The organism is Enterobacter sp. 725m/11, from assembly GCF_011683705.1.
Taxonomy (GTDB): Bacteria; Pseudomonadota; Gammaproteobacteria; order Enterobacterales; family Enterobacteriaceae; genus Enterobacter; species Enterobacter bugandensis.
On the sequence record NZ_JAAQOK010000078.1, the window covers coordinates 1 to 13,567 of the forward strand.

General features: G+C 55.1%; 14 protein-coding genes. 8 read left to right on the forward strand and 6 right to left on the reverse strand.

What is annotated here, in order from left to right; translation table 11 throughout:
* Together HBA26_RS21705 and HBA26_RS21710 are read right to left on the reverse strand one after the other, a co-directional pair.
* A partial coding sequence (locus tag HBA26_RS21705) for an efflux RND transporter permease subunit (protein ID WP_166721045.1) occupies positions 1-2,647 on the reverse strand: 2,647 nt, incomplete at its 3' end.
* Between the two features lie 24 nt (positions 2,648-2,671).
* Positions 2,672-3,847, reverse strand: a complete 1,176-nt coding sequence (locus HBA26_RS21710; RefSeq protein WP_028012991.1) for an efflux RND transporter periplasmic adaptor subunit — start codon at positions 3,845-3,847, stop codon at positions 2,672-2,674.
* 333 nt (positions 3,848-4,180) lie between these two features.
* Between HBA26_RS21710 and HBA26_RS21715 the strand changes: the two genes are divergently transcribed.
* Together HBA26_RS21715 and HBA26_RS21720 are read left to right on the forward strand one after the other, a co-directional pair.
* Positions 4,181-4,534 carry a helix-turn-helix domain-containing protein gene (locus HBA26_RS21715; protein ID WP_028012990.1) on the forward strand — a complete coding sequence of 118 codons (354 nt, stop codon included), beginning with the start codon at positions 4,181-4,183 and terminating at the stop codon, positions 4,532-4,534.
* 69 nt (positions 4,535-4,603) lie between these two features.
* Positions 4,604-4,894, forward strand: a complete 291-nt coding sequence (locus tag HBA26_RS21720) for a YebG family protein (RefSeq protein ID WP_028012989.1) — start codon at positions 4,604-4,606, stop codon at positions 4,892-4,894.
* Positions 4,895-4,958: 64 nt separating this feature from the next.
* On the opposite strand, the gene catA is transcribed toward HBA26_RS21720, so the two are convergent.
* A complete protein-coding gene (gene catA, locus HBA26_RS21725; RefSeq protein WP_048956348.1) occupies positions 4,959-5,624 on the reverse strand; it encodes a type A chloramphenicol O-acetyltransferase in 666 nt (221 codons plus the stop codon).
* 250 nt (positions 5,625-5,874) lie between these two features.
* On the opposite strand from catA, the gene HBA26_RS21730 reads away from it, so the two are divergent.
* The 6 genes from HBA26_RS21730 (at position 5,875) to osmV (ending at position 11,101) form a co-directional block, all read left to right on the forward strand.
* Entirely contained in the window at positions 5,875-6,498 is a 624-nt protein-coding gene (locus HBA26_RS21730; protein WP_041910232.1) for a glutathione S-transferase family protein, read from the forward strand.
* Positions 6,499-6,653: 155 nt separating this feature from the next.
* On the forward strand, positions 6,654-7,391 hold the full coding sequence (locus HBA26_RS21735) for a YoaK family protein (RefSeq protein WP_041912015.1): 738 nt from the start codon (positions 6,654-6,656) through the stop codon (positions 7,389-7,391).
* A 277-nt stretch (positions 7,392-7,668) separates the two neighbouring features.
* Positions 7,669-8,379, forward strand: coding sequence for an osmoprotectant ABC transporter permease OsmY (gene osmY, locus HBA26_RS21740; protein ID WP_126346037.1), 711 nt, complete (start codon positions 7,669-7,671; stop codon positions 8,377-8,379).
* Positions 8,380-8,457: 78 nt separating this feature from the next.
* Positions 8,458-9,297 carry an osmoprotectant ABC transporter substrate-binding protein OsmX gene (gene osmX / locus HBA26_RS21745; protein ID WP_223239589.1) on the forward strand — a complete coding sequence of 280 codons (840 nt, stop codon included), beginning with the start codon at positions 8,458-8,460 and terminating at the stop codon, positions 9,295-9,297.
* Positions 9,298-9,305: 8 nt separating this feature from the next.
* Entirely contained in the window at positions 9,306-9,953 is a 648-nt protein-coding gene (osmW, locus tag HBA26_RS21750) for an osmoprotectant ABC transporter permease OsmW (RefSeq protein WP_028012983.1), read from the forward strand.
* The gene (gene osmV / locus HBA26_RS21755) at positions 9,953-11,101 is read left to right on the forward strand and encodes an osmoprotectant ABC transporter ATP-binding protein OsmV (protein ID WP_045631630.1); all 1,149 of its coding nucleotides are present in this window, start codon (positions 9,953-9,955) and stop codon (positions 11,099-11,101) included. Before osmW ends, osmV begins: the two co-directional genes overlap by 1 nt.
* 171 nt (positions 11,102-11,272) lie before the next feature.
* Here osmV and HBA26_RS21760 read toward each other — a convergent pair whose 3' ends face one another.
* The 3 genes from HBA26_RS21760 to HBA26_RS21770 all read right to left on the reverse strand — a co-directional run.
* Complete coding sequence (locus tag HBA26_RS21760; RefSeq protein WP_154818591.1) at positions 11,273-11,437, reverse strand: hypothetical protein; 165 nt, start codon at positions 11,435-11,437, stop codon at positions 11,273-11,275.
* Positions 11,438-11,879: 442 nt separating this feature from the next.
* Positions 11,880-12,347 carry a DUF6392 family protein gene (locus HBA26_RS21765; RefSeq protein ID WP_047368455.1) on the reverse strand — a complete coding sequence of 156 codons (468 nt, stop codon included), beginning with the start codon at positions 12,345-12,347 and terminating at the stop codon, positions 11,880-11,882.
* Positions 12,344-13,567: S-type pyocin domain-containing protein (locus tag HBA26_RS21770; protein ID WP_243854856.1), on the reverse strand; the 1,224-nt coding region annotated here is incomplete at its 5' end. The genes HBA26_RS21765 and HBA26_RS21770, both read right to left, overlap by 4 nt.

Consider the following 13,567-nt stretch of genomic DNA (forward strand, 5'->3'; position numbering starts at 1 on the left):
AGATGTGTATAAGAGACAGACCCTGCGTGGCCTGCTGGAAGCTCAGATCCGTCCATTCAATGTTCATTCCGTTCGGCAGGATCTGCTTAGACATCGCGTCCAGCTGCGTCATCGCCTGCGCGGACGAAAGTACGCGCGGGTCGGCATCGCCAATCAGATCCGCCGCCGGGTAGCCATTATAGCGGATTACCGGATCCGGCCCGTAGGTGGTCGTGATTTTCACCATACTGCCAATCGGCACCATTTCGCCCTGGCTATTCCGGGTGCGTAAATTCGCAATATCTTCCACGCTGTCGCGGAACTGCCCGTCTGCCTGCGCCATCACGCGCCAGGTGCGCCCGAACTGGTTGAAGTCGTTCACGTACGACGAGCCCAGATAGGTTTGCAGCGTACCGAATAGATCGGTCAGCGACACGCCCTGCGCTTTCGCCTTATCGCGGTCAACCTGCACGTCCAGCTGCGGAACGTTAGCCTGATAGGTTGAGATCGGGAAGTGCATTCCCGGCGTCTGCATAATCGCACCAGACATGGTGTTCACCGCGTTTTGCAGCGCGCCATAGCCCAGACCCGCGCGATCCTGAATATACAGCGAGTAGCCTGACCCCTGACCCAGCCCCAGAATCGGCGGCGGCAGAATGGAGAAACCAAAGCCCTGCTGGATTTGCGCGATTTTCGCGTTGATCTCCGCGTTAATTTCCGCCGCAGAGTGCTTGCGCTGGTCAAACGGCTTCAGGCCAAAAAACACCGTCCCGGTATTCGGCGTGTTGGTAAACTGCAGCGCGTTCAGCCCCGGGAAAGCCACCGCGTAGTCCACGCCTTCGGTATTCATGCCGATTTCGCTCATTTTGCGGATCACCGCGTCGGTGCGCGCCAGCGACGAGCCTTCCGGCATCTTCACGCCGCCAATCAGGTAGAGCTTATCCTGTGTCGGAATAAACCCGCCGGGTACCGCTTTAAACATGACGCCCGCGGCACACAGCAGCAGCAGATACACCACAAACACCGCGCCGCGTCGGCCAAGCGTTTTGCCCACCAGCCCCTGATAGCCGTTAGAGCTACGATGGAAAAAGCGGTTAAACGGACGGAAAATCCAGCCGAACAGGCGATCGATAAGCCGGGTCGGGAAGTCTTTCGGCGCGCCGTGCGGTTTTAACAGCAGCGCGGCCAGCGCCGGAGAGAGCGTCAGCGAGTTGATGGCGGAGATCACCGTGGAAATCGCTATCGTCACCGCAAACTGCTTGTAGAACTGACCGGTTACGCCTGAGAGGAACGCCATCGGCACGAACACCGCGCACAGCACCAGCGCAATCGCGATAATGGGCCCGGAGACTTCACGCATCGCCTGATGCGCCGCCGCAAGCGGCGCAAGCCCCTCTTCAATGTTTCGCTCGACGTTTTCCACCACCACGATGGCATCGTCCACCACGATACCAATCGCCAGCACCAGCCCGAATAAACTCAGGGTGTTAAGCGAAAAGCCCAGCAGATAGAGAATACTGAACGTCCCCACCACCGACACCGGCACCGCGATCAGCGGAATGATCGACGCGCGCCAGGTTTGCAGGAACAGGATCACCACCAGTACAACCAGCACCACCGCTTCCAGCAGGGTTTGCACCACCGCACGGATGGAGTCGCGCACGAAAACCGTCGGATCGTAAGGTGCCGCCCACTTCATATCTTCCGGGAAACGGGTTGACAGCTCGTCCATTTTGGCGCGCACCGCGTTAGACAAATCGATGGCGTTCGCCCCCGGTGACTGGAAGATACCAATCCCGACCGCGTCTTTATTGTTAAGCTGGGAACGCAGCGCATAGCTGCCGGAACCCATCTCGATACGCGCCACGTCGCGCAGGCGGACGACCGAACCGTCCTCCGACGTTTTCAGGACAATGTTGCCAAACTCTTCTTCGGTATGCAGACGACCCTGGGCGTTAATGGAGATCAGGAAATCGCTCTCTTTCGGCAGCGGCTCGGCGCCAAGCTGCCCGGCAGAGACCTGCACGTTCTGCTCCTGCATTGCCGTGACCACGTCCGAGGCGGTCAGCCCGCGGGCTGCGACCTTGTTCGGATCCAGCCAGATGCGCATGGCGTATTCACCGGAGCCGAAAATCTGAATCTGGCCGACGCCGGGCAGACGCGCCAGCTCGTCCTTCACCTTCAGCGTGGCGTAGTTGCGCATATACAGTGAATCGTACTTGCCGTTGGGCGAGAACAGATGCACCACCAGCGTCAGCGTTGGCGACTGCTTCTGCGTCGTGATGCCCAGGCGCCGCACGTCTTCCGGCAGACGCGCCTCGGCCTGCGCTACGCGGTTTTGCACCTGCACCTGCGCCTGATCCGGATCGGTACCCGGACGGAACGTGACGGTAGTAACCAGCACGCCGTCCGAGCCGGCAACGGATTTCATGTACATCATGTTCTCGACGCCGTTGATCGCCTCTTCCAGCGGCGTCGCCACGGTCTCGGCAATCACTTTCGGGTTGGCGCCCGGATACTCCGCGCGCACCTGTACGCTTGGCGGTACGACGTCAGGATATTCACTCACCGGCAGAAGCGGGATGGCGATTAATCCTGTGATAAAAATCAGAATCGACAGTACGGCAGCGAAAATCGGCCTGTCGATGAAAAAGCGGGAAAAGTCCATGGGAAGGATTCTCAGGTCAAGTGATCAGTTGAGGGCGGTGCTGGCGGTCATGGCGACGGTTTTCGCGTTCACCGGCATACCCGGCATGAACACTTTCTGTAGACCGTCAACGATGACCTTATCGCCAGGTTTCAGCCCCTGCTGCACGATGCGTAAACCGTCGGCCAGACGCCCCGGCGTAATATCGCGACGCTGCGCTTTACCCTCTTTATCCACGATATAGACATACTTGCGATCCTGGTCAGTCAGTACCGCTTTGTCGTCAATAAGCATGGCCTGGAATTCCGCGCTGCCCGGCAGGCGCACGCGGGCAAAGAGTCCCGGCGTGAACTGACGCTGCGCGTTATCCAGCAGCGCGCGCATGCGGATCGTACCGGTACTCGGCGTGAGCTGATTATCAAGGAAATCCACTTTACCCTGATGGGGGTAGCCCTCCTCGCCGGCAAGGCCGATCTCAACCGGTAGCGCCGTATGGTGGCTGGACGCCCCCTGCCCGTTGCGGGCGAGATTTTGATAGTGAAGATAGGTTGACTCATCCACGTCAAAGTAGACGTAAACCGTCTTCTGCGAGACCAGGGTGGTGAGCACGCTGGCGCTGTCGCCCGCGGAGACCAGATTGCCGCTGGTGATTAACGCCCGGCTGGCGCGGCCATCAATAGGAGCCGTCACTTTGGTGAAGTCGAGATTCAGTTGCGCGGCGTCTACCGCAGCCTGGGCCGCGCGAATATCGGCCTGCGCCTGAATGGCGGCCGAACGGCGCTGCTCCCACTCTTCACGTGATACCAGGTTGGTATTGATGAGTTTATCGGTACGGTTAGCCTCGCTTCGCGCCAGGCTGGCCTGCGTTTTGGCTCTCTCCAGCGTCGCCTGCGCCTGCTCCAGCGCGGCGCGATAGGTTCGGTCATCAATCGTGAACAGCACCTCGCCCTTTTTCACCTCCTGGCCGTCGGTGAAATTCACTTTGTCGATGTAGCCAGAGACACGGGGACGAAGCTGCACGCTTTCCACGGCTTCAATCCGGCCGTTAAAGCTATCCCACTGGCTAATGGATTTCACAACCACGTCTGCAGCATTAACGGCGGGCGCGGGCGGCGCGGCGTTTTGCGCGACGCTGTCATCACATCCGACGAGCAGCACGGAGAGCATCATCGCTCCCAGCGCATTCAGATGATAGTTTCCCCAGGTTTTTTGCAGGCTCATTATTTTTATTCCGGTAATTGTAGCCGCCGGGCAAGACGCAGCGGGAGGTGCCGCGCCACTTCCTTTGTCCGGGCTGGCTTAAGGCCATTTGTGTCGTTCATCGCCACAAAACTGTAACAGTTTCGAATACACTATCGCGGCGATTGTAGGAATGCGCCTAACTAAGTGCAAGAATAATTGTTGCACTTTATGTGCTATTTGAGGCGGCGTTAAAAGGCCCGTTTCGGGCAAGGATTTAAATGCAACAATAAAACTTGCAATTATCGAGAAACCAGGCCACCTTAAAATGCAACAGATAAAGATACCTTTCTATCGCTGCGTGGGGGAAACCTGATGAACACTGGCGCATTTATGCATGATTTACTCGACTGGATTGATAACAACCTCGACAGTCGCCTGGACATTGAGACCGTCTCCAGGCGCTCCGGCTACTCGAAATGGCACCTCCAGCGCCTGTTTAAAGAGCACACGGGCTATCCCCTCGCCGGCTATATTCGCGCGCAAAAGCTGCAAAAATCGGTTGAGCGCTTAGCCCACAGCGATGAGCCCATCCTGAACGTGGCAATCGCGCTCGGGTTTGACTCTCAGCAGTCGTTCAACCGCAGCTTTAAGCGCCAATTCGGTCAGGCACCTGGCGCATGGCGACGCAGTATCGGCGGCCGTGAAACGCAGCCGATGCACCAGTAGCTCACTTTTTACTGCAACATCATCCCGAAGCTGTTATACTGTATATAAATACAGTATGAGAGGTGCGTGATGGCTGTTGAAATAAAATATGTTGTCGTAAGAAAAGGTGAAGAGAAAATGACATTTGCCAGTAAGAAAGAGGCTGACGCTCACGACAAGCTGCTCGATATGGCAGACGCGTTCACCGACTGGCTGTTGCAAAGCGGAATGCAGATGGATGAAACGCAGGCTGAAAATCTAGGTCTGTATCTCGCCGAGCAGAAAGAAACCGTGCAGCATATTCTGCGCACCAGCAAGCTCCCTGCTCTCGATGCCCCTGCGGCTGACAGTAAAAAAATCAGAGCGGTAAAAGCTGCCTGATTGCCACATCGTCACCGAGCCTGACGCCGCAAGCAGCATGCTGCTTGCGGCTTTTTTATTAACGTCACGCGCCGGATTGCGGCAAGGCATCAATCATCTCTTGTAATTCATTGTACAGTCTTGCCACATGGAAACCATCGCACACGGAATGATGAACCTGAACGGCAAGGGGCAATAATACTTTGCCATCTTGTTCATAGTATTTGCCAAGCGTAAACATAGGGGCAAAAAAGTTCTTCATGTGCGCAACGTTGACGTTAAAGCTGGTAAAACTCACCCAGGGAATACCCGATATGAAAAAGATATTTTCCCGGGATTCTTCTTTAGGCCAATAAGAAAAATTATTACCGTAGCGCGCAATGTCTTCAGCGTAGGTCTTCTGGAAGTGCTGAATATTGCCATCATAATGGCTCCATAATGATGAAAAGGTCTCTGTTTCATTATGGAAAATGGTATAATTTGGATGAACTTCATTCCATATAATAAGCTCATTGTCTTTCATGGCCATACGGAACTCCGGATGACTGTTTACGATTTTCGAAATGAGAAAAATAATAGTCGGGTAAAATTTCCAGCCGACCGCTTTGATATGTTTTAACAGCGCAGTAATATCGATTAAAACCGTCTGGTTAAACGTCGACTGAGCGAACCCCTGAAAAATCTCAAAATGTTCCTTCCTTGCCCAACGAGATAAGTCAACGGACGTATATTCAGGGGTTATTTTTTCCATTTCTAAGCCTTTAATGAGCAAGCATATCTCTGATGTTAGCCTAAATTTTTTCCATGCATTAAGCAAGCAGGCGCCTCTGGAGAAAACGGCGCGGAATAACCGCCATTACGCCCCTGAAGACGTAACGTTTCCGCTTAAAACGCGCTGACCTGCCCGTACAGCGCACTCCTCACTCAATATTATCCCTCCCTCTTCGCGCAAAGGGTGTATTGTTTTTAAATGATTAATCCCCCTGAAGAGAAACGGCGTCATGATTAACATCCTCGGTAAAACCACCTCCATCAACGTTCGTAAAGTGCTCTGGACCTGTGAAGAAGCGGGCATCCCTTACCTGCAGGAAGACTACGGCAGCGGTTTTGCCTCAACAGAAACGGATGACTTCCGCGCGCTGAACCCCAATGCCATGGTGCCGGTGCTGATGGATGACGATTTCGTGCTGTGGGAGTCCAACGCCATCTGCCGCTATCTGGTGCGCAAGGCCGGACGTCACGATCTGCTGCCTGCAGAGCCGCAGGCCTGCGCCAACGTTGAGCGCTGGATGGACTGGCAGGCAACTGAATTCAATAACGCCTGGCGCTATGTCTTCCCGGCGCTGGGACGGAAAAACCCGGACTTTAACGACCCTGCGCGCATTGCGGCGGGAATAAAAGAGTGGAACCACTGCATCACCATTCTGGAAAACCAGCTGCAGCGCACCGGGGCCTTTGCGGCGGGCGAGACGTTTACCCTTGCGGACGTGGTGCTTGGGCTGTCGGTGAATCGCTGGAAGATGACGCCGTTTGACAAGCCCCACGTGCCGGCGATTGAGGCCTGGTATGAGCGCCTCAACCAGCGCCCGGCGTTTTTGCGTCACGGCAATAACGGCATGATATAAATTATTTACGCCCACACCTTGAGTAAGGATATTTTATTTAATTACTAAACCCTGATTGGCGTCAGAGGGAATAATAATTAAGCCATATCCTGGACAGCCCGTTGCACCGCTTTGCTAGCCTGACTATTCAGGCAAAGCTCAACCCGGAGGTATTCTTGCTGATTAGACTCAAGAAAGAACGAACGCATAAGGAGGATCGTCGGCTTGCCCTCTGGCTGGCGACCTCGGCAGGTTTGCTTAACGCCATCGCCCTTGGGGCATTTGGCTTTTTCCCCTCTCACATGACCGGCAATACCTCACAATTATCCAGCGAAGTCTCCTCCACCGATCTGAGCGATATGATTTTCTTTGGCTCGATTATTCTCTCTTTTGTTACCGGCGCCATCCTTGCCCGTCTTATTGTACTCTGGGGCATTATCCACAATATCAGGCTGGTTTTTTGCCAAATCCTTTTCGTCGAGGGGGTACTATTGACTGGCATCTCTCTCTACGAGATGTATTTCCACGCCCTCACGAGCAACCGCGAGATTATAATTTTTCTGTGCGGCCTGATGGGTATTCATAATTCAACCTCCACGCAGCTCTCCGGAGGGCGGGTGAGATCGACGCACATTACCGGCACGCTAACGGATGCAGGCATATCGCTGGCCTCCGTGCTGGTGGCGATGCTTCGCAGGGATTACTCGAAGGATACCGCGGCACAAAAAAGTCAGCTGAAAACTCACTTAACCACCATTTTCTCGTTTATGAGCGGAGGGATTGCTGGGCTGCTATTGTTCAGATGGATTGGGTTTAACGCCATGCTGGCGCTTGGGCTGCTGCTCGCGATTGTTGCCATTTTTTCTATCATTAGCATCTCGGTTCGCGTTCGCCGGGTTCGTGCCTCTATCTAAATAACGAACGACTCTCGGCGTAAGGGCGCCCTTTAATATGTGACACTGTCACTATTGAAAATTCGCTTTAGGACTATTCTGCCCGGCACGCAACCAGCCCTTACGCCATAAGGCTTTAATTAAGGTTGTCACTAATTTCATAGGGTTACTGATTTCCCCCCTTCGCTGGAACCCTTCCCAAACGCTTGCTATAGGTCAATTACCCCTGCCGAAACATGGCATAACAACAGGCAACCGGTGGTTGCTATAACGCATGCGCACAGGGAGACACACCGCAATGCACCCATTACTCAAACGCTCGCTGCTATTTGTCGGCGCCATTCTCATGGTCCTCGCCCTCCTCGTCTGGGGAATCGGGCTTGAGACAATCAAGGCGCGTCAGGTTGACCTGGTCTACCTCGGGCAACAGCACATGATTCTGGTTTTCTCGTCGATGTTTTTTGCCCTGCTGGTGGGCATTCCGGCCGGTATTCTGCTGAGCCGTCCGGCCGCGCGGGGCGTCGCCGAATACGTGATGCAAATCTTTAATGTCGGCAACACCCTGCCGCCGCTGGCCGTGCTGGCGCTGGCGATGGTGGTGATTGGTATCGGCGATACGCCCGCCATCATCGCCCTGTTCCTCGCCTCGCTGCTGCCGATTGTGCGCAATACCTACGCCGGGCTGTGCTCCGTCCCGTCGTCGCTGCTGGAAGCGGCAAACGGGATTGGGATGACCAAATGGCAGCGCCTGCGCCAGGTTGAGCTGCCCAACGCCTGGCCGGTTATGCTCTCGGGGATCCGCATCGCCACCGCCATTAACGTCGGTACCGCGCCGCTGGCGTTCCTGATTGGCGCCAGCAGCTACGGCGAGCTGATTTTCCCGGGCATTTACCTGAACGATTTCCCGACCCTGATCCTCGGCGCGGCGGCCACCGCCCTGTTCGCCCTGATCCTCGACACCATGCTGGCGGCGCTGGGTCGCGTGATGAGTCCCCATCTCGCTCGATAACAATAACAAGGAGCTTTTATGAGACTGATATCCAGCCTGGCGGCGCTGTGTGCCGCGGCGCTGTTCACCGGCCAGGCGATGGCGGCCCCGCTGATTCTGGCGACCAAGAGCTTTACCGAGCAGCACATTCTCTCGGCGATGACCGTACAGTACCTGCAAAAGAAAGGTTTCCAGGTTCAGCCAAAAACCAATATCGCCACGGTGATCTCCCGCAACGCGATGATCAACAAGCAGATTGATATGACCTGGGAGTACACCGGCACGTCGCTGATCATCTTCAACCACATCAACAAGCGCATGTCACCGCAGGAGTCCTGGGAGACGGTGAAGCGCCTGGATGCGAAGCACGGTCTGGTGTGGCTCAAACCCGCCGATATGAACAACACCTATGCCTTCGCCATGCAGCGCAAGCGCGCCGAGGCGGAGCATATCAACACCATGTCGGAGATGGTGGCGAAAATTGAACAGGTTCGCAAAACCAACCCGGACAAAAACTGGCTGCTGGGCTTAGACCTTGAATTTGCCGGGCGCAGCGACGGCATGAAGCCGCTGCAGGAGGCCTATAAGATGGATCTGGACCGTCCGCAAATCCGCCAGATGGACCCGGGTCTGGTCTATAACGCCGTGCGCGACGGCTTCGTCGACGCCGGGCTGGTTTATACCACCGACGGGCGCGTGAAGGGCTTTGATCTCAAAGTGCTGGAAGATGATAAAGGCTTCTTCCCGAGCTACGCGGTCACCCCGGTGGTGCGCAAGGACACCCTGGAGGCCAATCCCGGTCTGGAAGAGGCGCTTAATACCCTCTCGGCCCAGCTCAACAACGACGTTATCACCGAGCTGAACAAGAAGGTGGATATTGACCATCAGTCACCGCAGCAGGTCGCCCGCGATTTCCTGCGTAGCAAACAGCTGCTGTAGGAGGCGCTATGGATACCGTTCACTACATTCTGGACAACTGGGACTATCTGTTAACCCTGACGCTGCAGCATCTGTGGCTGGTGGCGCTGGCCGTGGGCTTAGCGATTATCATCGGCGTCCCGCTGGGCATTCTGATTGTCCGTCACAAGTGGCTGGCGACGCCGGTGCTGGGGATTGCCACCATCGTGTTGACCATCCCGTCCATTGCCCTGTTTGGCCTGATGATCCCGCTGTTTTCGCTGATCGGTCAGGGGATTGGCGCCCTGCCCGCAATCACGGCGGTGTTTCTCTACTCGCTGCTGCCGATCGTGCGTAACACCCACACGGCGCTCGACAGCCTGCCCCCGGGCCTGCGCGAAGCCGGACGCGGCATCGGCATGACGTTCTGGCAGCGTCTGCGCTGGGTGGAAATTCCGATGGCGCTGCCGGTGATTTTCGGCGGGATCCGCACCGCCGTGGTGATGAACATCGGCGTGATGGCGATTGCCGCCGTGATTGGCGCGGGCGGACTTGGCCTGCTGCTGCTTAACGGCATCGGCGGAAGCGATATTCGTATGTTGATTGCGGGCGCGCTGATGATCTGTCTTTTAGCGATTGTGCTCGACTGGCTGCTGCACCGTCTGCAGGTGGTTCTGACTCCAAAGGGGATTCGATAATGATAAAACTGGAAAACCTCACCAAACAATTTTCACAGAAGCACGGCCAGACCTTTAAGGCCGTCGATAACGTCAACCTGAACGTGCCCGAAGGGGAAATGTGCGTCCTGCTCGGCCCGTCCGGCTGCGGAAAGACCACCACCCTGAAGATGATTAACCGCCTCATCACCCCAAGCAGCGGAAACATCCTGATTAACGGCGAGGACACCAACGGGATGGACACCGTCACCCTGCGCCGCAACATCGGCTACGTGATCCAGCAGATTGGCCTGTTCCCGAACATGACCATTGAAGAGAACATCACCGTCGTGCCGCGCATGCTGGGCTGGGATAAAGCGCGCTGCAAAGCCCGCGCCGAAGAGCTGATGGATATGGTGGCAATGGATCCGCACAAGTTCCTCCACCGTTATCCGCGCGAGATGTCCGGCGGCCAGCAGCAGCGTATTGGCGTTATTCGCGCCCTGGCGGCGGATCCTCCGGTACTGCTGATGGATGAACCGTTCGGCGCGGTGGACCCGATCAACCGTGAGGTGATCCAGAACCAGTTCCTGGAGATGCAGCGCAAGCTGAAGAAAACCGTCATGCTGGTCAGCCACGATATCGACGAAGCCCTGAAGCTCGGGGACCGCATCGCGGTCTTCCGTCAGGGGAAAATCGTCCAGTGCGCCAGCCCGGATGAACTGCTGGCGAAACCGGCGAACGAGTTTGTCGGCTCGTTTGTCGGTCAGGACCGCACGCTGAAGCGCCTGCTGCTGGTCTCCGCCGGCGACGTCACCGACCAGCAGCCGACCATTACGGTACGGGGTTCGACTCCGCTCCCGGAAGCCTTTGCAACCATGGATGATAACGATATTCGCGCGATTACCGTGGTTGACGAGCACGGCAAGCCGCTGGGCTTTGTGAAGCGTCGCGAAGCGCGTAACGCCAGCGGGACCTGCGCCGACATCCTGCATCCGTTCCGCATGACTGGGAAAGCCGAAGACAACCTGCGCGTGGTGCTGTCACGCCTGTATGAGAGCAACACCAGCTGGATGCCGATCGTGGATGAGGACGGGCGCTACAACGGCGAGATTTCGCAGGATTATATTGCCGAGTATCTGAGTTCAGGGCGTACGCGCCGGGCGCTGAATATTCATAGCGAGAGCTGAGAATTATATTTTTGAATCCATGCGCGAGACAGGTTCGGCTAGAGCTGTGTAGGGAGTTCATTCGTGAAGCCTCATCCCTTTACGTCATCACGCTGAAGAGACAACGTAATTTCTTCCCGGCAATTTCAACCCACCAGCAACAATTCGCTGGTGGGTTGAAGAATCCGGCCCTCATATTTCTCCACCAGAAATTTGCAAGGTCACATCATCTGAATAAAACGTTTTACCTACCAATAATTCAAACTCGTGAGCCTGGTTTTTTGTCAAGTTGTACACTCCAATTCCACACATAAATTCTTCTCGGTCTCTCGCATTTAATCCCAAAATATCTGCCATTACATGTGCTTTTTCAGATGGAATTTCTATCTCGAAAAGCAAGATTTCTGTTTCTTTACTATAAATATCAATAGCTTAGACAATCTTCTTTTTTCAACCTTTCTGGATTGGTCGGCAGGCTTCATCTACTCGCCTTTTAGCCGCAGCTGCGGCAGCCTGATAATCCACCTCCTCATCGTTACCATTCCACAACTTACTGCCTCTTTAGTGTCAGTTTTATAAGTGATTATTTCATTGTCCACTAATTCTTTTTAGCTCCTGCCCAGATTACGGCTCAGTGCTTCTACATTTACGGTCATTCGTATAACCCCACATTACGATTCAATTCGTGAATTTTAACCTTTGCAGCTTCAATCTGACTTTCCGTCGCACCATGCTTTTTTAATGGTGGCTTTATTGCACGCGAGAACAAAAAAGCCCCTCCCGGGGCTTGTGTTGCGCATTACCAGCGAAGCTCTGAGGTTGGCATGAAGGTTACAGACCTCACGCGATCCTCTAGGTCATAGTTAATCTGCATGCTCGTAGGAATATCGTGATCCTTTACCTCATAAAGGTCTGTCCAACCATAATCCTTATTCATCACAGTGTAAGGCGGCGCACTTCTTAGCGGCTCACCAAGAGTTTCATTAACCCATTTACGAGACATAGACGCCTGCAAGGGTGCTGGTAGTTCATTAGGAAATGTCCAACTGGACGCAGGTTCGTGCTGAATTCTGAGTGTGACAGATTTCAAAATCCGCCCCTCTCGCCAAAAAGAAAGAAAAATCCCTTCCTGAGCCATTTCGAGGTTGAGGGTCGGTGTTCCAGAAGATCCCTTTGGAGGAGACTTATACGGAATTAAGTCCTTACCAAGCATATATTGATAAGACTTACCAAGACTATATATCAGCGCCTCAACGTCTATCGTCATTTGTAAAGCCCCGCTTCACTGTTAATTGTATGTATTTTCACCCTTGCTGCTTCGATCTGGATTTCGGTCGCTCCATGCTCTTTCAATGCCGGTTTTATGGCATCCAGATTGCGATCCACTGCTGCCCTGAGGTTCCTTGAGTCAAGATCAATATGTGTAGGCGTATTACGTCCACCATATGTCTCGCTTATTTTTTGATGAATATCTTTCGGGATCACGATGGCTGCAACTTTATCAGTCAGTGCAAATATCTCGTCATCATCTAGCAACGGATAATTAGCTTTTAGATATGCATCAACGGCAGCCCTCGACGGCATGTGATCAGCCTCGTAAATCCCCTGCCGAGAACGGCGTTTGAAGTCACTGTATAACTCAACCTCCAGAAACTCCACCGGCGGTTTGCTCAGGTAAATATAAATCGGCGGCAGGTCAGGGAACGGCAGGATCAGAATGTAATCCGCGAAACGTTTTTCCTCCGGTGCCGGGCTGGTGGTCGCCGTTATGCCGGTGTTATCCGGCAGCGGGTCCACTATCACCGGGTTCGGCAACACTGGCCGCGTCTGGTTGCCGGTATTCCACGGTTTTTCTTCACCTGTCCGATCAGGCGTCCAGACGATGGTGACGCGCGGTTCTTCCTCCGTGGTGAAGGTGTACGCCTGAGCGCTGCTGTCATACTCCATTTTTCTGACGCGAACACTGTCCCGGCCGGGTGGCGTGTGCCAGCCACGCGGGACCGCGTTCCCGCTGCTGTCGTTCTCCCACGTATAGCGCACCCGGCTCGGGGCTTCACGCATCTGCTCCAGGCGCATACGGTCGATAAAATCCTGTTCGCCGTCGTTCAGCCTGCCGGGCATCATTCCCACCAGCAGCCCGGCCACGGATGCACCCGCTCCGGCGGCGGCTGTCTCCCCCAGCCCGGCGGCACCACGTACCGCCCAGGTGCCGTAGGTCAGCGCTCTGCCGCTTATCAGCTCCAGCAGGCTTGCGCCTGCCGTGGCCGTCTGCGCGCGTGCAGCTGCAACTGCAGCAGCAACGGCGGCCTGATAATCCATCTCCTCATGGTTACCGTTCCACCAGCGATAAAGGGCGCTGCGCTTCTTCGGTTTGGGAATATCGTCTGGCTTTTTCTTTTTTGCGGTCCGGGCGTGCTGCGGGGTGTCTGAATCGGTTGCAGGGTCGCTGGCGGGCATGGCCTGAAAAAAAGCCATATCAGCAAAATT